Source organism: Neisseria sp. 19428wB4_WF04 (genome assembly GCF_015235335.1).
In the GTDB taxonomy this organism is placed as follows: domain Bacteria; phylum Pseudomonadota; class Gammaproteobacteria; order Burkholderiales; family Neisseriaceae; genus Neisseria; species Neisseria musculi.
The window spans coordinates 1-21327 of the sequence record NZ_JADGLG010000045.1 but is presented as its reverse complement, the minus strand read 5'-3'; the positions used below and the strand labels follow the sequence as shown (position 1 = coordinate 21327).

The following is a 21327-nucleotide window of genomic DNA, read 5'->3' as shown; positions in this document are numbered from 1 at the left end:
CATGCATAACATCCAGGTTGGGCTCCGCTGTGTGATAAAGCGGAGCAGTTTATAACAAACGGAGAGTGGCTCAATTTTGGAGCACAACTCCCCGTTTCCCTGGCTCAGTTTTGCACGATATTTAACATGCTCCAGCTCGGCATCGGTGCAGCCGCCGCGCAGCAGCGGACGCAGCGGCACTTTGTTTTCCTGCCCCAAACACAGGTGCAGGTTGCCGGTGGCGGAAAGGCGCACGCGGTTGCAGGTGGCGCAGAAATGCCGGCTCATGGGGGTTATCAGGCCGAGAATGAAATCGCCGCTGCCGCTTTGCCAATAGCGCGCGGGGCCGCCGCCGATTCTGCCTTCAAAAGGTTTAAGGTTGAATTTCTGCTGCAATTGTGCCAGTACGGGTTGCAGGTTTACTTTGGCGTGTGCCTGCCCGGTGGCGCCCATGGGCATGGCTTCGATTAAATTAAGGATAAAGCCGTTTTCGATGCAGAAAGCGGCCATGTCGTCCAAATCGGTATCGTTCACGCCTTTGAGCGGCACCATGTTGATTTTGATACGCTCGAAACCGGCTTGTTTGGCGGTTTTGATGCCTTCGAGCACTTGCGGCAGGCAGTCGGTGCCGGTGATGCTTTTCACGCAGTCGCCGCGCAGGCTGTCGAGGCTGATGTTGAGACGGCGCACGCCTGCTTGGCGCAGCGTGCGGGCATATCTGCCCAACTGTGTGCCGTTGGTGGTGAGCGAAATATCTTCCACGCCGGGTTGGCGGTTGATTTCGGCGGCCAGATCTGCCAGCCCTTTGCGCAGCAGCGGCTCGCCGCCGGTGAGGCGGAAACGTTTGGTGCCCAGCCGTGCAAACGCGGCGGAGATGCGCGCGGTTTCTTCCAGCGTGAGCCAGTCTTTCGGCACGGCAAAGCCTTTGAAACCTTTGGGCAGACAATAGGTGCAGCGCAAATCGCAGCGGTCGGTTACGGATATGCGCAGATAATCTACGGTGCGGCCGAATGGGTCGGTCAGCATGGTGTGGTGCTCGCGGTATGGGGTGTGCTGATTGTATGGCCGGGCATGCTTTTTGTTGATGATGCGTTGTGGTTAGCGGCTAGTTATTTCGGCGGATACACAGGCCGTCTGAAAGAATAAACACCCGTCCGGTTCGGCCCGGTTGTGCTTCAGACGGCCTGTTGCCGCGATAGCGGCTCGGTTCGGCTGCCGTTGCGGCGTGCGCCCGGCTAAAGAGAACGGTTTTTCAGGCCGTGGGGGCGGCAGCAAAACCGGTTAGGCATTATCTGTTGTTTGCGGTTTGTTTGGTGTGGCGAACGAATGGCAACACACGGCATCAAATCCCTGTCAGCGGAATCAGCACCGGCACCAACACGGAGGTGAGTATGCCGTTGAAAATCAGACCGAGGCTGGCATAGGCAGCCAATTTGCGGCTGCGGTCGAGCGATGCGGCGATGCCCATTGCGTGCGAGGCTGCGCCCATCGACATCCCTTGCGAAGTGGGCAGTTTGATGGTGCTGCTGCTCATCAGCCTGAAGCCGGCCATCTGCCCCATCATGCCCGCCAGAATCACCGTGGCGGCGGTTATGGCGGGAATACCGCCGATGGCGCGGGTGATTTCGATGGCAATCGGGTTGGTAACCGATTTGGCCGCCAGCGACAACACCACTTCGCGCTCGGCACCCATCCATTTGGCGATATATACGCCGGTTACGATACCGGTTACGCTGCCCGCCGCCTGCGACACGATAATCGGCAGCCATTGGCTGCTGATTTTTTTCCAGTTGAGATAAAGCGGCACCGCCAGCGACACCACCGCCGGTTTCAGCCAGAAATCGATAAACGCGGCCGCTTCGCGATAGGTTTCATAATCGGTGCCGATGGTTTTCAGATAAACAATCACCGCCGCCGAGCTCAACACCACGGGGTTGCACAGAAAACTGCCCGTGCGTGTCCGCAACACATTGGCAATCCAATACACGGTAACGGTAACAAACAGCAAAACGGCCGGGTGTACGAGCATTTCCATCACCAAAACCTCCGCATCAGCTCATGCACTTTGCCGGTAACAAACATCACCAAAAACGTGCTCACCAGAGTGGCGGTGGCGATGGAAAGAAAATCGCGCCCCACCACATCGAGATAGCTCATCACCGCCACACACGGCGGTACCAGAAACAGCGACAGGTTGCCCATCAAAACGTCTACCATCTGCTGCAGCCAGGCAGTTTTCACCCAGCCCGCGTGCAGGGCGGCAAACAGAAAGCCCATGCCGATAATGCTGCCGGGCAGTTTGATGCCGGTGAAATGCACAGCCGCCTCTCCCACGGCCAAACAGCCGAAAATAACGCTCAATGCTTTAATCATGGTTAGGTTTCTCCTTTGTGTTGTATTTATTATTGCGCCGGCGGTTTCAGACGGCCTGAAGTACCTGCCCAAACTGCCGCCGTTGCAACGGCGCAGGTTGGCTGGCCGTTCTTTTCATTTCTGTTACCGCGCGGCTTTGCCTTGCCGTACTGCCGGCGGCTTGCCTTGCCCGAAAATGAAAGGGTTCATCATGGCAGTACATTTTTTTTAAATGATTAACCAATCGGAATCATACCGCTGCACAGGCCGTCTGAAAAGATGCGGAGCGGTTCTGGGCAGGCCGGCTTTGCCCGGCCGGAAACCGCTTTTTATGAAAATGGAGAACATCTCCACCGTGGCTGCTGTTTGTATGTTGCCGGGGTTGGAAAGTTGCAGGGGGAGTGCTGAAAACCAAACAGATTCAACGTGATGGTTTCAAAATAGCCGGGCCCGGCCATTCAGGCTGCCCAGAGTTCTGTAGCACTGCCGAAATCAATGCGGGGCGGCGGGCAATAATGTTCAGACGGCCTCGCAGGCCTGTATGGCTATCCATGTCGGCGGGGAGCGGCCGCTCAGACGGGGCGGCCGGTAAGGCTGCGCTGTGAGGATGGTAAAGCGGGCTGTCGTGTGTGTTGATTCGGGTTAATGCTTTTTCCGAATACTTTTTCAGACGGCCTTACTCACCCCAAGAAAAAAAGGGGGCAATAGATCAGGCCGTTTTTTGCTCAATAAAAAAGAAAAAACGGAAACCTTTCGGATTCCGTTTTTATCCCGCATCTTTTATTTTGGGGCGGCTCAGTCTTGGCGGTAGGGGTTTTCCACGCCCGCTACCAGCCGTTGCAGATATTCGCGCAGTTGTGTTTCACTGCAACCCATCAGCAGGGCATCTTCAAACGCATCTTGGGCGGCTTGGTAAAGCTCGGTCATGTTTTCTGCCATCACCTTGATTTTTTCGGTGCAGGAAACGATTTCACCGTTATCGCTATACCATTTCGGCATTTCGGGCATACTCATGATTATTGCGGCCTTAATTTAAAAAACGCGAAGGATCGTTTTTCTTGATGCGGCGGGCGGTGGCGTATTTGGTTTTCCAATATTTATTGTTGAGGCTGGCAATCTCGATGCGCTTGCCCGCCCTGGGCGCATGAATAAAACGGTCGTTGCCGATATACAGCCCCACATGCGAGATGCGGCTGCCGCCCATGGTGCGGAAAAACACCATATCGCCCGGCAGCAGACTGCTGCGGCTCACATATTCGCCTTCTCTGGCCTGGTCGGCCGAGGTGCGCGGCAGGCTGATCTGCATGCTGCGGCTGAAAATATGCTGCATAAAACCGCTGCAGTCGAAACCCGTGCGCGAAGAGGTGCCGCCGTAACGGTAGGCCACGCCGAGCAGCCCCATCGCACTGCCGATCAAATCATCGGCATCGCTGCGGCCTGCCGGCCTGCTGCGGCTGACGGAGGTGTCGGCCGGTACATATTGCGGCATCTGCAGGCGGATAAGGTTTTCCAAATCATCGGCTTGCACCGCACCCGGCATCATCAGGCAGAAAGCAGAGAGTGCCGCCGAAAATAATCGTTTGAAATGTGTCATAGAAGTATTCTGTTGTGTGCAAACCACCTGCGGGCAGCCTGCTGCAATCGGTTTTCAGACGGCCTGTGCCGCCCCGGTTGTGTTATTCTGTGTCCTGTCGCAGATTCGCAGCCGGCAATAAAGCCGCTATATTGTTGAAAACAGATTGAAATATAGCGGAATATGTGCGCCGCCCGGAAAGGCGGCAGAGCGGAAATTTGATCCGGTTGGTGCCGCAGCAGGCGGCAAGGATTGATTTTCACAGCAAAAAACCGTTCGTGCAAGGCATGAACCCTGAAAAATACTGCAAAAGCCATGATGATTCCCACCCTGCTGGCCATGCGCGATTTTCCGCGTATGCGCGAGATTATCGGCATTTTAACCAAATACGGCCTGGGCGGATTTGTGCAGCGCATCAAGCTCTCCTACCAAAACGCGGCCGATGCCGAAGCCGCGCCCGAAAGCCGCTATATGAGCACGCCGCGCCGCTTCCGCATGGCGTTTGAAGCACTCGGCCCCACGTTTGTGAAGCTCGGCCAGGTGCTTTCCACCCGCGTGGATATTTTCAGCTCTGAGTGGATAGAAGAGTTTGAACGGCTGCAAAGCAATGTGGCGCCGATACCGGGTGCCGATATCCGCGCTTTAATTTCCGCCCATCTCGGGCAGCCGGTGGAAAATGTGTTCAAATATATCGACCCCGAGCCCGCCGGCAGTGCTTCGATTGCGCAAGTGCACCGTGCCGAGCTGGTTGGCGGCCAAACCGTGGCGGTGAAAATCAAACGCCCCGACATCGAACCGACCATACAGGCCGACCTGCGCATTTTAACCCATCTGGCCAACCTGATTGAGTCGGAAATCCCCGAAGCCAGGCGCTACCGGCCGGTGCAGATGGTGCAGTATTTCGCCAAAAGCCTGGCCAAAGAAACCGATTTATCGGTGGAATTGCGCTATATGCAGCGGTTTGAAGCCACCTTTGCCGGCCACGGCTTTATCCGTATCCCCAAGGTTTACCAAGAATATTCCAACCGCCATATTCTCGTGCAGGAATACATCGGCGACACCCTGCTCAAAGACATGCCGTCTGAAAACCTTGATGCCGACACCCGTCGCACACTGGCTGCCCGCATCACCGACACCTTGTTTACCATGATTCTGAAACAGGGCTTCTTCCACGCCGACCCGCACCCGGGCAATATTTTTTTCAACAGCGAAGGCCGCATCACCCTGATTGATTTCGGCCTGGTCGGCCACCTCGGCAACACCCGCCGCCGCGAAATCGTCGAGCTGATTACCGCGCTTAGCCGCCGCGACCCATTCGGTATGCAGTATGTGCTGATTAACTGGGCGCAGGGCGATCTGCCCGATGAAAACCTGCTCGGTGCCGATGTGCTCGAAATGCTGCTCAACTACGAACACACCCCCATACGCGACCTGCGCATCAGCCAAGTGATTCACGACATCACCCAAATCATGCGCCGCCACAGCCTCACCCTGCCGGGCGATTTGGTGATGCTGTTCAAAACCCTGATTACCCTCGAAGGCGTGGTAAAACAGCTTGACGGCAGCATCGAGCTGCTGGAGCAGGCCAAGCCCATTGTGGCCGAAGTGTATGCCGGGCGCGCCTCGCCCGAACATATTCTGCGCAAAAGCAAAATGCACGCCCAAACCCTTGTGCAGGCGTTTGACGAACTGCCGCAAAACCTTTTTCGCCTGAGCCGCCGCCTGCAAAAAGGCCGGGTCGGCCTCAACATCGACTTCAAACATTTCGACCACTTCAGCCACCAACTCGACCGCGCCACCAACCGCCTGACCATGGGCATCGTAACCGCCGCCCTGATTATCGGCTCGTCTATCGTGATGAGCATAGAAACCGGCCCCAAATTCATCGGCTTGCTCGGCTATCTGCTTGCTTTTGCCAACGGCGTGTGGATTATCTGGTCGATTTGGCGTTCGGGAAAACATTGAATAGCGGCGATACCTGAAATCAAGGCATAACGCAGCCCGAGGCCGTCTGAAAAACTGCCGGGCAGAGTTTCAGACGGCCTTGCCATATTTGCGGTTTGGTTCGTATTGTGAGCGGTAGGGCCTGTGGCGCAAGCCACGCACGCGGTGGGTGGAAACTCAAACAACGCGTGCGCGCCGAGGGCGCACACCCTACATGCAGGCTGCGCTTGCTACAGATGCGAGTTACTCTGACTACTAACGCAATCTATTTTGAAAATATAGCTTTACCTAAAGATTTTTTTCTAATAGAATCTTATTAGAATCCATTTGGAGTATTTATGTCAAAAAAAGTTCAAGTATCCTTTTCCGACAAGCAAATTATTTTATTAGAACACTTTAAAGGCGAGTTGGGTGAGACGGACGCAGAAATTGTTCGAAGTATTGTAATTGCTTGGCTAGCTGAGAAAAGTTTTATTAGCACAATGATTAAACAAAAAATTTCTCAAGCTGAAGAGGAGTAAATCTCAATGTATAAAAATGCAAATATTTTTTATGGAAACAGCCTAAATTTTTATAAATCTTGGGATACTCCTATGGTAATTATTTCAGATGGCGCATACGGCGTTGAGGGGTTTGAAGGTGATACATCTAGTTATATTGATTTACCAGCATGGTATGAACCACACGTAGCTGCTTGGTCTCTGTATGCTACACCTCAAACAACATTGTGGTTCTGGAATACAGAGATAGGTTGGGCAACAGTTCATCCTATCTTGGAAAAATATGGTTGGAAATATGTAAATGCAAATATCTGGAATAAAGGAAAAGCTCATATCGCAGGAAACGTTAATACTAGCACGATTAGAAGATTTCCTGTTACATCTGAGATTTGTGTCCAATATGTAAGAGAAGTTAAAATAAATAATTTAACACTCCAACAATGGTTATATTCGGAATGGAAAAGAACAGGGCTAAGATTTAAAGAAGCAAATTTAGCATGTGGAGTAAAAGATGCTGCTACAAGGAAATATTTAGATCAAGGAAAATTATGGTATTTCCCACCAGCAGAAGCCTTTGGGAAATTGGTTGAATATGCAAATAAACATGGACACAATATAGGTAAACCATATTTCTCTATAGATGGAAAAAAGCCCATATCAAGTGAAGAATGGATAAAAATGAGGGCAATTTTTAATTGCCCTCATGGTTGGACCAATATATGGGATCGTCCATCATTGAGAGGTAAAGAAAGAATAAAATTACCTAATAAAAATACGAGAGCTGCACATTTAAATCAAAAACCACTTGATCTAATGAAGCTGATTATTGAGTCATCATCAAAAGAAAATAGTGTTATTTGGGAGCCATTTGGAGGATTGTTTTCAGCAAGCTTAGCCGCAGTTATGTTGAATAGAATAGCATTTTCTGCTGAAATTAATCATGATTATTTCACTCTAGGAATGCAACGATTTAATGAGCTCAGTGATTAAACATTATAATAATCTACTATTTTTTAATCCTTCAAGTATAGCTTGCTCATCGGCTTGAAATAGGCGGTACCATTCTCTAATTTTTCTACCATAAATATTTATGTTATAAACATCATTTATAAATTTGTTAATTTGAAAATGGTTAATCCTATCTAATTTTGCATAATTCGTATCCAGTCTATACTGATATGATTGCATGAGTATATTTACTAATCGCTGTCTATCTTGAATAGATGAGTTAAAGTCTCCAAAATTTTGAACCAAGCTTTCTGCTTCATTTTTTACACGGCTATCAGTTGATTGCCACTTATATCCAGACGTATTGCTTTGCTGTAAATTCCTTGTTCTCATGGATGTATCTAAGGGTTCAGTAATCAAGTAATCAGGAGGATTGAAATAATGCTTATCACGAGCCTGAGCAATGGATTGGGCAGATGTTACAAATACATCAATAACCTTAGGCTTTCCATAAATTAAAAATTCAGGTAGCCATGCTATGATTGCAACATTAGTTTGATTACCAAGAAATGCATTTTGACTATCTTTAAATCTTGCAGTCATTTCCGTGGCTAATGGGAACCATGCTTTAATTTCAAAACCTGGGCTAGGGAAAATATTAGAATTCAAAATAACATCGGGAAAATCAGGATCTTGTCTTTCCCAAACCCCGATGTTTTGAAAATGTTTTTGTTGATTCAAAAAATTACACGTTTCAACTTCTATGAAATTTGCAACCAAAGGAGAAAGCTTTGAATTAAACTTTACTAAATTTAAAGCGATATCAGAAGAAGGTGGCCTATTGATATCAATCACATCAAATATTTTATTTTTCATGCCATATAAAGACTGTGTAGCAAGTTGTAATATCGTTTGTGTGTCCACAATAAATCCTTTCAAGAACAAAAGTGTTTTAATACATCAATATATCTAAGTATAACCCTAATTATTTTCTATTATTCACTTCCCACTCCTTCACCAACCTCTTCACCGACACCGGATACGGTGTTTTCAATTCTTGCGCAAACAGCGACACGCGCAGCTCTTCTATCTGCCATTGAAACATTTTCAGGCCGTCTGAAAGCGGTTGGTTTTGTTTTTGCAGGGCATCGGCTTTTTCCTGCCGCATCTGTTCCAACGCTTGAATATCGGCTTCGCGCGCGGTATCGCGGGCGGGGTTGCCGCTGTATTTTTCCATGCGCAGGGTCATGGCTTTGAGATAAACGGGCAGGCGCGGCCATTGTTGCCACGGGGTGCGGGTGGCGAAGCCTGCGGCCAGCAGGGTGTGCATACGGCTGCGTAAAAGTGCGGCGAGCGGGTGTTTGCCGCTGCCGAGCTTGGCGTTGAGCTCGGCGTAGGCGGCGGCGGTGTCTTGCAGGTAGCGGCTCACGGCTTCTTTGACGGCGGGCAGGCGGCTGCGGGCGCGTTTGATTTGCTCTTTAAAGGCTTTTTCGCTGCGCGGCAGATCGTCGTCGCCGATAAAGGCGCGGTCGCAGACGGCGGCGGCGAGATCGTCGCGCAGGGTGTCGGCACTGATGTGTTTGAGCAGCATGGCGGCCTGGGTGAAGCCTGGAATGCCTTTGTTGAGGTCTTTCATATGTTCTTTGAGCTGGAGCTGCATCAGGGCAATCACGCCTTGGCGGTGGGCGGCTTGGGCAGCTTGGGTGGTGTCAAAGAGGCGCAGGGCGATGTTGCCGTTTTTTTCTTTTTGCAGGCCGAGATAGCCCGTGAGCTGCTGTTTGCCGCGGGCGAATTTGATGGATTCGGGCAGGGTGCCGATGTCCCAGTTGCTTACGTTGTCGCGCTCGAATTCTTGGGTGTTGTCGCGGAAGGTAACGGCGGCGGCTTGGCCTAACTCTTGTTGCAGCTCGGCCAGGTTGCGGCCTATGGCCAGCTCCTGCCCGCCGTCGTCGATGATGCGCAGGTTGAAATAGCAGTGTTCGGGCAGTTTGAAGGCTTGCCAGTCGTCGAGATTGATTTGTTCGAGCAGGCGCATGTCGCCGGCGGTTTTGGCGATAAAACGGGCAAGCTGGGGAATAACCGGCTCTTGGCGGTTGGGGTTGCTTTCTAAAAACTTGGTGATAAATTCGGGCACGGGTACGCAGATGCGGCGGACTTGTTTGGGCAGGGCTTTAATCAGCAGTGTTAATTTTTCGCGAAGCATACCGGGCACCAGCCATTCGAGCGCGGGGGCGGAGAGGCGGTTGAGCACGGTAAGCGGCACGGTGAGGGTTACGCCGTCGAGCGGGTGGTGCGGCTCGAAGCGGTAGGCCAGTTTGAATTTGCCGTCGGGTGTTTTATAAAACTTGGGGAATTGTTCTTCGGTGATGTGCGCGGCGGCGTGCTGCATCAGGTCTTCTTTGCTGAGAAACAGCAGGCGCGGGTTTTCCTGCCCGGCTTGTTTCAGCCAGCTTTGGAAGGTGCGGATGTCGGCAAGGGGTTTGGGGGTTTCAGACGGCCTTTGACTAGGCTGGTTTGAATTTGCCGTTTCTGTCTTTTCCGCCGCGTTTTGGGATGGTGGGTTGACACCAACCCTACGCGGGTTTTCAGACGGCATAGGCGTAGGTCGGGCATTTATGCCCGACGGGGTTTGTGCGCTTACGTTGGCTAGGTCGGGCATAAATGCCCGACCTACGGTTTCAGACGGCACATACATTTCAGGCAGCCTTTGGTTGTAAAAATCAAACAGTGCTTCTTCGTCCACCAACACATCCTGCCTGCGCGATTTGTGTTCCAGCTCGGCGATTTCGCGGATCAGCTTTTTATTGTGGACAAAAAAATCGGCTTTCAAATCGCATTCCTGCGCCACCAGCGCGCCGCGGATAAAGATTTCGCGCGCTTCTTCGGGTGCGACGCGGCCATAGGCAACCGGGCGGCGCGGCAAAACCGTTAAACCGTAGAGCGTTACCCGCTCGCCGGCCACCACTTCGCCGCGCTTTTGTTCCCAATGCGGTTCGAAATAGTGATATTTCACCAAATGCGGTGCTTCCTGCTCGATCCACTCGGGCTGAATCACGGCCGCATCGCGAGCATAAAGTTTTGTGGTTTCGGTGAGCTCCGCCGCCATCACCCACTTGGGTTTGGACTTGAACAGCGCAGAAGCCGGGAATAAATGAAAGCGTGAACCGCGCGCGCCGGTGTAGTCGCGGCCGTCCGGCGATTTCATGCCCACATTGGCAATCAGGCCGGTGAGCAGGGCGCGGTGGATTTGCTCGTAGCCCGCCTCTTTGGCCGCGCGGATATGGGCACGGTGTTGCTTTTTATCCAGTTGCTTTTGCTTGAGTTTGGCCGATAAATCTTGGTCGCACATATTTTCAGACGGCCTTAACTGTGCTTGCATGCCAGGCCGTCTGAATGCCTGCTCTTTGGTGGTCAAGCCCATTTCAATAGCGGTTTCGGCCAATTGGCGGTGCAGCTCTCGCCACTCGCGCATCCGCAGGTGCGACAGAAAATATTGGCGGCACCACTGCACCAACTGTTTGTTTGACAAGCCTTTATCACGCTCGCGCTGAAACGAATCCCAAATATTCAGATAGGCCAGAAAGTCGGACTGCTTGTCGGTAAACCGCTCGTGCGCCTTGGCAGCCGCTTCGCGCGCCTCAAGCGGCCGCTCGCGCGGGTCTTGAATGGAAAGGGCAGACGCAATCACCAAGATTTCCGCCATACAGTCGTGCTTTTTCGCCGCCAACAAAATGCGGGCGATTTTCGGATCGATGGGCAGCCGCGCCATTTGCTCGCCGAGGCGGGTCAGGCGGTAGCGGGGTTTGGCGGGGGTTTTCAGGCCGTCTGAAAAGGGTTCAGACTGCATATTTGTATTGCTTTTCATGTTTTGCATAATTCGTAGGTCGGGCATTGATGCCCGACGAAACCCAAAATAAACGACAAAACTGTCGGGCATCAATGCCCGACCTACTCGTAATCAAAATCTTGGCTGACGCCGCCCCAATCTTCGGGATAAACGCCTTGTTGCACATATTTGTGAAAAGTGGAAAACGGCCAATCTTTTGCCGCCTGCACATAACCGTGTTTCACCGGGTTGAAATGAATGTAATCCATATAATTTGCAAAATCTTCATCATTTCGTATGCAATGCTCCCAGAAGCGCTGTTGCCAAATGCTGCTTTGGCGTTTTTTGACTTCGTTTGCGCTTTTCGCCAGATTATCGTAATCCTTGCAATGATGGCTGACATAACGTTTGATTTGGTTCCAGCGCGTTGAAAAATCGGCATCGTTTTCAGGCATTTGCCAAATGGTGTGCAGGTGGTCGGGCAAAATAACCAAGGCTTCGGTTTTAAACGGGTATTTTTGCCGCACCATTTTCAACGCCGTTTTTAAAACCGGCATCACGTCGGGATGAGTCAATATCGGGCGGCGTTGGTAAGTGACCACCGTGAAAAAATAGAGCGATCCTTGTCGGTAAAATCGGCGGTATTGCATTGTGGTTTTCCCGTTATTTATTTTGATTTTATATTTGAATTATTTTGTAGGTCGGGCATTGATGCCCGACATGGTTGTGTTATTTAACTTTTTCAGACATAAATGCCCAATCTATGAACTATTTTTTTTACCATCTTCATCTTCCCAGTATGGCAATATTTCTTCACGCAGATATAAAGAATGCTGCAAAATAGTAAAATACCAAAACGATATGATGAGAAATAAGAAATAGATAATTCCCCCTAAAAAATAATTGCTTTCTGCGACTGTATTTAACTTTATAATAATATCTACCAATATGGATTTTCCTGATTTTCCAAAACAGCCCAATATTGAAAAAATTAAAATTCCCCATGCCGACAAAAATACAAAGCTGATTTTTTATAGCCAGTTACTTTTTCCTGATAAGCACTCCACAGCACAGAGTTGTCTTCTTTTACTGCTTTTGTTCTTAAACGATGCAATGATTTCTTATAATCAAAATTTTCATCTTCAAGCATATAAATATTAAATTTCGACAAAACAGTCAAAATAACAGAAAAATAAATTCCTTGAATAATGGGAACAATAGCAGCAAAAATAAAAGAAAAAAGAATAATGGCTTCAACAATACTGTACCAACTAATATTTTTCTGTCTATTCAACAGCATTTCAAGAGAGAATCCCAATTTCAAATTTAAATACATATCGAAAAATGAAATTATCAGTAATGAGGCTAAAAGCCATTCGAGTTCCATGATTCTTTGCAATAATCCATTGCTAACTTTTTCTAAAATATCAGTCACTTAATTTTCCTTTGATATTCAAATTCTCACTGCGTTGTCCTGAGATGATTCTCTCTTGTAAGTCGGGCATAAATGCCCGACCTACGCGTTTTCAGACAGGCATTTTCAAACAGCCTCCTCCACCGCCCCCAATTCCAACAACACCTGAAACCCGTCATTGATATACCGCCGGTCGGGCGCTTCGAGAAACGGGAATGCCGCCACATCGCCCAGGTTCAGCGCGGCCATGCGCAGAATCACCGCCGCCAGATTGCTGCGGATGATTTCGGGGTCGGTGAAGGCGGGGCGTTGTTCAAAATCTTCTTCCGAATACAAACGGATACACACGCCGGCGGAGGTGCGGCCGCAGCGGCCGGAACGCTGGCGGGCGGCGGCTTGTGAGATTTTTTCCACATGAAGCTGCTCGACTTTGGCGCGGGCGGAATAGCGTTTTACCCGCGCCAGGCCGGTGTCGATAACGTATTTGATACCGGGCACGGTGAGCGAGGTTTCGGCTACGTTGGTGGCTAACACGATGCGGCGTTTGGTGCCGCCGGGGTGGAAGATTTTGTGCTGTTCGGCGTTTGACAAACGGGCAAACAGCGGCAGGATTTCATCGTGGCGGCGCAGCGGCGATTTGCGCAGGGCTTCGGCGGCTTCGCGGATTTCGCGCTCGCCGGGCAGAAACACGAGAATATCGCCGCTGCCCAGCCGTGCCAGCTCATCGGCGGCATCAACAATGGCATCGGCGATTTCGATTTCTGCATCGTCTTCATCTGCCGCGTGCAGCGGGCGGTAGAGAATTTCAACAGGATAGGTGCGCCCGCTCACTTCGAGCACGGGGGCGTTGTTGAAGTGCTTGGAAAAACGTTCGGCATCGATGGTGGCCGAGGTGATGATCACTTTTAAATCGGGGCGGCGCGGCAGCAGTTGTTTCAGGTAGCCCAGCAGAAAGTCGATGTTGAGGCTGCGCTCGTGTGCTTCATCGATGATAATGGTGTCGTAGGCAGTGAGGTAGCGGTCGGTTTGTGTTTCGGCCAGCAGAATGCCATCGGTCATCAATTTTATATAGGCATCGCGCGAGGTGTTGTCGTTGAAGCGCACTGTGTAGCCGACTGCTTCACCGATGTTGCTGCCCAATTCTTCGGCAATCCGCTCGGCAACGGAGCGCGCGGCCAGCCGGCGCGGCTGGGTGTGGCCGATTAGGCCTGCGGTGCCGCGCCCCAGTTCCAAGCAGATTTTCGGCAGTTGGGTGGTTTTGCCCGAGCCGGTTTCGCCGCAGACAATGGTTACTTGGTGGCCGGCGATGGCGGCTTTGATGTCGCTCAAACGCTCGTGCACCGGCAGCGTGCCATCGTATTGCGGGCGGGGCAGCGCGGCTTGGCGTTTCAAATAGGCTTCGTGTGATTTTCGGTATTTTTGCTGTACTGCTTCCAGGCCGCCGGATTTTTTCGGATTTTTGAAGGCGGTTTGCAGAAAATGGCGGTCGCGGGCGAGGGTTTGGGATAAATCGGGCTGCATGGGAAGGGATGGAAAATTCTGCTGAAACGAAGGCTGCAGATTATAGCAGAAGGCCGTCTGAAAAGTTTTTCAGACGGCCGGAAGGCTTGGAGCTGCGAAAGCGGAACCTTTACCAGATTTTGCTCCGGGCAGCCTGCAAACCCGATGAGATTTCGGCACGCAGGCGGCGGCCGAAGAGTTTGCCGAAGCTGTCTTCGGGGGTGTAGTCGATGATTTTTGGGGCGTTCACCACATCGCGCGCCACGCTGTAAATGCTGCCGTAGTCGTCAATCAGGCCTGCTTTTTTGGCTTCGTTGCCCGTGTAGATGCGGCCGCTGAAAATATCGGGGTGTTCTTTTTCTTTCAGACGGCTGCTGCGCCCCTGCTTCACGGCTTTGATAAATTCGCTGTGGATGTCGGCCAGCATTTCTTCCCAAATGCGGGTTTGTTCGGGTGTTTCGGGGGAGAACGGGTCGCCCATGCCTTTATTGCTGCCTGCCGTTTTCAAGCGGCGTTTCACACCGATATTGTGCATCAGCCCGGTGAGGTCGAAGCCGCCGCCGATAACGCCGATGCTGCCGACAATGCTGGAAGGGTCGGCATAGATTTTATCGGCGGCGGCGGCGATGTAGTAGCAGCCGGAGGCGCAAACGTCTTCGGCAACCACATAAAGCGGAATATTGCGGTTTTTATATTCGTTTTTCAGACGGCGTATTTCGTTAAAGGCAGTGTTCGACACCACGGGCGAGCCGCCGGGGCTGTTGGCGCGGATGATGATGCCTTTGACTTTGTGGTTTTTGTAGGCGGCTTCGAGGCTCTCGCGCAGCATGGCGGTTTTATCTTCGTATTCATCGCCGATGGTGCCCGTGAGGGAAACTACCGCAGTATGCTCTTCGGAAATATTGACCAATGAACTGCCGGGGCCGCTTTGGCTGCTGCTGAGCGAGTTGGCTGCCACGGCCAAAAACACCAACACCCATAAGGCGCGCCAAAGGTTGCGCCAGAAGCGGGCGCGGCGTTGTTCTTTATAGGCTTCGAGCAAAACATCGCGCAGGGTGTTGCGCTCCCAGCTTTCGCCTGCGGGCAGGTTGGCGGGCGGTGTGTCGTTGCTGCTGCGGATACGGTATTGCATAAAACGGGCTTTCTGAGTCATGAAATGCCGTTTATTTTAGGCCAATCGGAGCCGTCTGAAAACCAAGCGGAAAAATCGGGTTTTCAGACGGCCGGTGGTTTTTGCAGCGGACTAATTGCAGAACTTGCCGATATCGGCATCGTAACGCTTGATAAATTCATCGCGGTTGGCCACGCGGGCGGTTTCGGCAAACTGGCGGTTGAGGCGCGCGGTTTTGCAGTTGTCTTCTTTTTGCAGGCGGTTTTGTTCTTCGATTTTTTTGTTTTGCTCTTCGATTTTTTTATTTTCACGGCTGACGGCATCGTTGAGCTGTTTTTGTTGGTCGGCCAGCGAGCCTTCGCCTGCGCTTTCTGCGGTTTGGGCGGCAGGCGGCGGGGTAACGGTGCGGGTGCGCACGTTGATGGTTGATGCGTTGGAAATTTTCAGGTTGTGCGGCACATCTGAATAACTGGTGCTGCCGTTTTTGCCTTTCCAGGTGTAAATCTGGGCAGCGGCAAATTGCGCAGGCAGCAGGCAGAGAAGAGCGGCAGTATAGACGGTGCGGGTAATGTGCATGGTTTTTTCTTTCTTGGCTGTGTTGGGAGATAGGTTTTCAGACGGCCTTATTGTACTGTTAAATCAAGTAAGTGTCATAATAAGTGCGTTATTCGGCGATATAAAGGGGGTTATTGTTTGCATGGTTACAACGCTTGTGCTGAATGTGCGGCGGTGTAATTTTATTAAATTTTAGACGGTCGGGGGCGGCAGGCGGCTGTTAAGCGGGCGGCGGATTTGGTACAATGCCGTGCATCTTGCACAAACTGAAAGCCCGAGCATTATGCGTATCGTTGAAAAAGCCTATACTTTTGATGACGTTTTGCTGGTTCCCGCACATTCCCGAGTGCTGCCGCGCGACGTTAAACTCCAAACCCCGCTCACACGCGGAATCATGCTCAACACCCCCTTGCTCTCTGCTGCGATGGACACGGTAACCGAAGCCCGTTTGGCCATTTCGATGGCGCAGGAGGGCGGTATCGGCATCATCCACAAAAACATGACCCCCGAGCGGCAGGCAAATGCCGTGGCGAAAGTGAAGCGCCACGAAAGCGGCATCGTGAAGGACCCGGTAACCATCAAGCCTGAAATGTTAATCCGCGATTTGGTGGAAATGCTCTCGAAACGCAAGCGCAAAATGTCGGGCCTGCCGGTGATGGAAAACGGCAAAGTGGTCGGCTTGGTTACCAACCGCGACCTGCGTTTTGAAAAACGCCTCGACCAGCCCGTTTCGGCAATTATGACCCCGCGCGAACGCCTGGTTACCGTGCCGGAAGGCACGTCTATCGAAGATGCGCGCGATGTGATGCACGAGCATAAAGTGGAACGCGTGTTGGTGGTGGACGGTGATTGGGAGCTGAAAGGCCTGATTACCGTGAAAGATATTCTCAAAACCACCGAGTTTCCCAATGCCAACAAAGATTCAGACGGCCGCCTGCGCGTGGGCGCGGCGGTGGGCGTGGGTGCGGATACCGATGAGCGTGTGAAGGCGCTGGTTGAAGCGGGCGTGGACGTGATTGTGGTCGATACCGCCCACGGCCACAGCCAGGGAGTGCTCGAGCGCGTGAAGTGGGTGAAACAAAATTACCCGCAGGTTCAGGTGGTCGGCGGCAACATTGCCACGGCTCAGGCGGCGCGCGATTTGGCGGCTGCAGGCGCAGATGCGGTAAAAGTGGGCATCGGCCCCGGCTCCATCTGCACCACCCGCATCGTGGCCGGTGTGGGCGTGCCGCAGCTGACTGCCATCCACAATGTGGCAGAAGCCCTGAAAGGCACGGGCGTGCCGCTGATTGCAGACGGCGGCATCCGCTTTTCCGGCGATGTGGCCAAAGCGCTGGCCGCCGGTGCGCACTGCGTGATGTTGGGCGGTATGTTTGCCGGCACTGAAGAAGCGCCGGGCGAAATCGAGCTTTATCAGGGGCGTTCGTATAAATCCTACCGGGGCATGGGTTCGTTGGGCGCGATGAGCCAGGGCTCGAGCGACCGCTATTTCCAAGATAAGGAAGACAGTGCCGACAAATATGTGCCCGAAGGCATCGAAGGCCGCGTGCCTTATAAAGGCCCGATTGTGCAGATTATCCACCAGCTGGTAGGCGGGCTGCGTTCGAGCATGGGCTATTTGGGCTGCAAAACCATTGCCGAAATGCACGAAAAAGCCGAGTTTGTGGAAATCACCGCCGCCGGCATGAGCGAGTCGCACGTTCACGATGTGCAGATTACCAAAGAAGCACCGAACTACTACCGTTGATGTTTCAGGCCGTCTGAACACTTTTTCAGACGGCCTGTTTCCGAAGCCGAATTGATGTCAAGCAAGTTTCACGGTATTTGCCGCCTGAAAAACTGTATCCTGAAATACAAGTCGGTATAATCCGAAAAATATAATTTTTCGAGCCGTATTCGCCGAGAGAAAACAACAATAAAAAGCAGCAATGTGTAAAAGGTGGGAGAGTAATTGTGCCCGAATATTCTACAGAATCCGCATTCCGGCTGCCGGCGATAATGTATAGGGATAAGGCCGGTTATTTTATTGCCGGTATATTTATAAAAATGGAGATGGGGCTGTAAGGTCTGCTTGATTTACGGCGTCTAACGGTAGGAAAGCCAAATCGTATCAATCGGACATGATTGCCCGGTATTTCAGGAGACCAAAGATGAAAAATACCAATTTCCCCGCAAAACCGTCAGATGTGCAAAAGCGGCAGCTTCTCAAGGCAGCAGGAGCCATAGGGCTTGCAGGATTTGTTCCTGCCGCAGCCGCAGCCGGGCTGAAGAGTAAAAGCAGTCCTTCCCGTAAAATGCAGGTTGTCAGCAGTGGTATACAAAACGGTAAATTTTTAAACAAATACGGCAAACGCGGTTCGCAGTTCACGGTAAACGGTATGCCTTCTTATTCGATACCGTTCGAAATTAAAAATGCACCAAAACAGACCAAATCCTTTGCTGTTGTTTTTGAAGACAAAGATGCTGCACAAGTTGCAGGGTTTGTGTGGACGCACTGGTTGATTGCAGATTTGCAGCGGACATCGGTTTTGGAAAACGAAAGCATTTCGGCAAAAGATTTTACCCAAGGGGCAAACAGTTGGGCCAGTAAAATCAACAAATTCTCTATTGCTGAGGCCTCGGCCTACGGCGGTATGGCGCCGCCCGATAAGCCGCACCGCTACGAGCTTTACGTTTATGCTCTGGATACCAAATTGAATTTGAAGCCCGGCTTTCGTTATAATGAACTTCATTTCGCCATGCAGGGTCATATTCTTGAAACGGCTTATCTGGTCGGCATTTATGATTCATAACACCATAGCTTAATAGCCTAAAAACAGGCAGTCTTTTTAATACACGATCCGATTATTCAGGAGAACTTTCCCATGAGTGCAATTGTTGATATTTTCGCCCGCGAAATTCTCGATTCACGCGGCAACCCCACCGTTGAATGCGATGTGCTGCTCGAAAGCGGTGTGATGGGTCGTGCCGCCGTGCCCAGCGGCGCATCGACCGGCCAAAAAGAGGCTCTTGAGCTGCGTGACGGCGATAAAAGCCGCTATCTGGGCAAAGGCGTATTGCAGGCCGTGGAACACGTTAATAACGAAATCGCCCAAGCCCTAATCGGGCTGGATGCATCCGAACAAAGCTATATCGACCAGGTGATGATTGAGCTGGACGGCACCGACAACAAAGGCCGCCTGGGCGCCAATGCCACGCTGGCCGTGTCGATGGCCGTTGCCCGTGCTGCCGCCGAAGATGCCGGCCTGCCGCTTTACCGCTATTTGGGCGGTGCGGGCCCGATGGCGATGCCCGTGCCGATGATGAACGTGATCAACGGCGGCGCACACGCCAACAACAGCCTCGATATTCAAGAATTTATGATTATGCCCGTGGGTGCGAAAAGCTTCCGCGAAGCCCTGCGCTGCGGTGCCGAAATTTTCCATGCGCTGAAAAAACTGTGTGACAGCAAAGGCTTTCCCACCACCGTGGGCGATGAAGGCGGTTTTGCACCCAACTTGGGCAGCCATGAAGAAGCCCTGCAGCTGATGCAGGAGGCCGTGTATGCCGCAGGCTATACGCCCGGCGAAGATGTGGTGTTTGCCTTAGACTGCGCCTCCAGCGAATTCTATAAAGACGGCAAATACCACCTGAGCGCCGAAGGTTTGGCCTTGAGCAGCGAAGAGTTTGCCGACTACCTTGCCAAACTGGCCGATGTCTACCCCATTATTTCCATTGAAGACGGCATGGACGAAAACGACTGGGCGGGCTGGAAACACCTCACCGAAAAACTCGGCAAACGTGTGCAGCTCGTGGGCGATGATCTTTTCGTAACCAACCCCAAAATACTGGCTGAGGGCATCGAACAGGGCATCGCCAATGCGCTGTTGGTGAAAGTGAACCAGATCGGCACTCTGAGCGAAACCCTCAAGGCCGTTGATTTGGCCAAACGCAACCGCTACGCCAGCGTGATGAGCCACCGCTCGGGCGAAACCGAAGATTCCACCATCGCCGATTTGGCCGTGGCCACCAACTGTATGCAGATTAAAACCGGCTCTTTGAGCCGCTCCGACCGCATGGCCAAATACAACCAGCTGCTGCGTATCGAAGAAGAGCTGGCCGAAGCCGCCTATTACCCCGGCCGTGCCGCGTTTTACCAACTGAGCAAATAAGGCCTAATGCATGAAGTGGGTAACACTGGTTTTAATCGCCGCGATCACATGGTTCCAATACAGCCTGTGGATTTCCAAAGGCGGCTGGCGCGATATGTGGCGCTTGCAGGATGAAGTGGCCGGCCAGGAAGAGAAAAACCGGGCGCTCACTTTGCGCAACAACGCCTTGCAGGCCGAGGTGGACGATCTCGCCCAAGGGCAGGACGCCATTGCCGAAATCGCCCGCGTAGATTTGGGCTATATCCAAAACGGAGAAACATACTACCGTTTGGTGTACCGCCGCTGACCGGCTCGGGCTAAGGCCGTCTGAAAGATTCATTTTTCAGACGGCCTTTGTTTTGGCGCAAGCCGTGCAGCCATTGCGTTAAAGTTTTAACCGCCGGGACACCGGCACGGCAAAGCAGGCCGCCGCCGTTATGGCTTCAACCCCGGCCTGTTCTGCAGCCGATCAATCCGCCCAATCCAACTTCGTTTTCCAACACGGGGCGGCAGGGTATGACCGCGAAACGCAGCAATACAAAACCCGCTTGTTTCCACCATCGTGTTTTCAGCGCAACCGCCGCAACCATGCCTGTTTCGGGCATCTGTTTTCCTTGTTCGGAAGGGCAGGCGTCAGCGTGGAACCCGGGGATGGCGGAGCAGGCGGGGAAATATTCTCGGACGATGCGGGGTGTATGGCCCAAAGGTGCAGGCCGTCTGAAAGCAATTCAATCTTTCAGACGGCCTGTATGGTAAGCGCGGCTTTCGATATGCCGGAGAGGCTATCTGCGCGCCAAAACGGCTTTGCCCAAATAAGCCCTCACGCCGTTGGCGATGGCTTGGGCGCTTTTTTGGCGGAATGAAGGGCTGGCCAGCAGGCTCTCTTCGGTGGGGTTGGAAATAAAGGCGGTTTCCACCAAAATCGAAGGAATATCGGGCGCGCGCAAAACGGCGAAGTTGGCCTGGTCCACATGGCCTTTGTGCAGCTTGTTGAGTTTGCCCAATTCGCCCAATACGTTGCGGCCGAGCACCATGCTGTCTTTGATGGTGGCAGTTTGGGTCATATCGAGCAGGGCGCTGTCTACCTGACGGTTGCCCACTCTCTGCACGCCGCCGATTAAGTCGGCGCTGTTTTGGGTTTGGGCGAGAAAGCGGGCTGCCGCGCTGGTGGCGCCTTTGGTGCTGAGGGCGTAAACGCCGGTGCCGCGCGCGCTGGGGTTGGTGAACGCATCGGCATGAATGGATACGAACACATCGGCTTTGAGCTGGCGGGCTTTGGCCACGCGCACACCCAGCGGGATAAAGATGTCTTCGTTGCGGGTCATGTAGGTGCGGTAGCCCATGGCATCGAGGCGTTTTTTGGTTTCGCGGGCGATGGAGAGCACCACGTCTTTTTCGCGCAGGCCGCTGCTGCCGATGGCGCCGGGGTCTTCGCCGCCGTGGCCGGGATCGAGCACGATAACGGGGCGGCGGTCGTGGCGGTGCGGGGCGGCGG

Annotated in this window: 21 protein-coding genes; 7 read left to right on the top strand and 14 right to left on the bottom strand. The window is 52.4% G+C overall.

What is annotated here, in order from left to right; translation table 11 throughout:
* From moaA to IR141_RS09580, 5 genes are all read right to left on the bottom strand, one after another.
* Positions 1-1005, bottom strand: a 1005-nt coding sequence (gene moaA, locus IR141_RS09600; protein ID WP_135036510.1) for a GTP 3',8-cyclase MoaA, incomplete at its 3' end; no start/stop codon positions are given.
* 316 nt (positions 1006-1321) lie between these two features.
* Positions 1322-2017: an LrgB family protein gene (locus IR141_RS09595; protein WP_194198391.1), complete on the bottom strand. Its 696-nt coding sequence runs from the start codon at positions 2015-2017 to the stop codon at positions 1322-1324.
* Positions 2014-2352 (bottom strand): CidA/LrgA family protein, encoded by a 339-nt coding sequence (locus tag IR141_RS09590; RefSeq protein ID WP_135036504.1) that lies wholly within the window; start codon positions 2350-2352, stop codon positions 2014-2016. The genes IR141_RS09595 and IR141_RS09590 overlap by 4 nt, the downstream gene beginning before the upstream one ends.
* Before the next feature lie 774 nt (positions 2353-3126).
* Positions 3127-3345, bottom strand: a complete 219-nt coding sequence (locus tag IR141_RS09585; protein WP_135036501.1) for a hypothetical protein — start codon at positions 3343-3345, stop codon at positions 3127-3129.
* 13 nt (positions 3346-3358) lie between these two features.
* Entirely contained in the window at positions 3359-3925 is a 567-nt protein-coding gene (locus tag IR141_RS09580; RefSeq protein ID WP_135036498.1) for a C40 family peptidase, read from the bottom strand.
* Positions 3926-4219: 294 nt separating this feature from the next.
* Between IR141_RS09580 and IR141_RS09575 the strand changes: the two genes are divergently transcribed.
* The 3 genes from IR141_RS09575 to IR141_RS09565 all read left to right on the top strand — a co-directional run bounded on the left by IR141_RS09575 (position 4220) and on the right by IR141_RS09565 (position 7338).
* Positions 4220-5869: an AarF/ABC1/UbiB kinase family protein gene (locus tag IR141_RS09575; protein ID WP_135036492.1), complete on the top strand. Its 1650-nt coding sequence runs from the start codon at positions 4220-4222 to the stop codon at positions 5867-5869.
* A gap of 317 nt (positions 5870-6186) precedes the next feature.
* Entirely contained in the window at positions 6187-6369 is a 183-nt protein-coding gene (locus tag IR141_RS09570) for a CopG family transcriptional regulator (RefSeq protein ID WP_135036490.1), read from the top strand.
* A 6-nt stretch (positions 6370-6375) separates the two neighbouring features.
* Complete coding sequence (locus IR141_RS09565) at positions 6376-7338, top strand: DNA methyltransferase (RefSeq protein ID WP_135036487.1); 963 nt, start codon at positions 6376-6378, stop codon at positions 7336-7338.
* Between the two features lie 3 nt (positions 7339-7341).
* Here IR141_RS09565 and IR141_RS09560 read toward each other — a convergent pair whose 3' ends face one another.
* From IR141_RS09560 to IR141_RS09530, 7 genes are all read right to left on the bottom strand, one after another.
* Complete coding sequence (locus IR141_RS09560) at positions 7342-8220, bottom strand: hypothetical protein (protein WP_209304418.1); 879 nt, start codon at positions 8218-8220, stop codon at positions 7342-7344.
* Between the two features lie 61 nt (positions 8221-8281).
* Entirely contained in the window at positions 8282-11143 is a 2862-nt protein-coding gene (locus tag IR141_RS09555) for a DUF3418 domain-containing protein (RefSeq protein WP_228068219.1), read from the bottom strand.
* 101 nt (positions 11144-11244) lie between these two features.
* Positions 11245-11772 (bottom strand): transposase, encoded by a 528-nt coding sequence (locus tag IR141_RS09550; RefSeq protein WP_135036481.1) that lies wholly within the window; start codon positions 11770-11772, stop codon positions 11245-11247.
* 341 nt (positions 11773-12113) lie between these two features.
* On the bottom strand, positions 12114-12557 hold the full coding sequence (locus IR141_RS09545; protein ID WP_135036478.1) for a hypothetical protein: 444 nt from the start codon (positions 12555-12557) through the stop codon (positions 12114-12116).
* A gap of 105 nt (positions 12558-12662) precedes the next feature.
* On the bottom strand, positions 12663-14057 hold the full coding sequence (gene hrpA / locus IR141_RS09540; RefSeq protein WP_135036475.1) for an ATP-dependent RNA helicase HrpA: 1395 nt from the start codon (positions 14055-14057) through the stop codon (positions 12663-12665).
* 109 nt (positions 14058-14166) lie between these two features.
* The gene (locus IR141_RS09535) at positions 14167-15168 is read right to left on the bottom strand and encodes a S49 family peptidase (protein WP_135036519.1); all 1002 of its coding nucleotides are present in this window, start codon (positions 15166-15168) and stop codon (positions 14167-14169) included.
* A 111-nt stretch (positions 15169-15279) separates the two neighbouring features.
* Positions 15280-15723, bottom strand: a complete 444-nt coding sequence (locus IR141_RS09530; RefSeq protein WP_135036472.1) for a DUF4124 domain-containing protein — start codon at positions 15721-15723, stop codon at positions 15280-15282.
* A 262-nt stretch (positions 15724-15985) separates the two neighbouring features.
* Here IR141_RS09530 and guaB point away from each other — a divergent pair, with 262 nt between their 5' ends.
* The 4 genes from guaB (at position 15986) to ftsB (ending at position 20139) form a co-directional block, all read left to right on the top strand.
* Positions 15986-17449, top strand: a complete 1464-nt coding sequence (gene guaB, locus IR141_RS09525; protein WP_135036469.1) for an IMP dehydrogenase — start codon at positions 15986-15988, stop codon at positions 17447-17449.
* Positions 17450-17996: 547 nt separating this feature from the next.
* Entirely contained in the window at positions 17997-18494 is a 498-nt protein-coding gene (locus tag IR141_RS09520; RefSeq protein ID WP_135036516.1) for a YbhB/YbcL family Raf kinase inhibitor-like protein, read from the top strand.
* 72 nt (positions 18495-18566) lie between these two features.
* Positions 18567-19853, top strand: a complete 1287-nt coding sequence (eno, locus tag IR141_RS09515; RefSeq protein WP_135036466.1) for a phosphopyruvate hydratase — start codon at positions 18567-18569, stop codon at positions 19851-19853.
* A gap of 10 nt (positions 19854-19863) precedes the next feature.
* Positions 19864-20139, top strand: coding sequence for a cell division protein FtsB (gene ftsB, locus IR141_RS09510; protein WP_135033379.1), 276 nt, complete (start codon positions 19864-19866; stop codon positions 20137-20139).
* 136 nt (positions 20140-20275) lie between these two features.
* On the opposite strand, the gene IR141_RS09505 is transcribed toward ftsB, so the two are convergent.
* Both IR141_RS09505 and IR141_RS09500 read right to left on the bottom strand, forming a co-directional pair.
* Entirely contained in the window at positions 20276-20536 is a 261-nt protein-coding gene (locus IR141_RS09505) for a hypothetical protein (protein WP_135036465.1), read from the bottom strand.
* 78 nt (positions 20537-20614) lie between these two features.
* Positions 20615-21327 (bottom strand): N-acetylmuramoyl-L-alanine amidase (locus IR141_RS09500; RefSeq protein WP_228068217.1); only part of this gene is annotated, 713 nt, incomplete at its 5' end.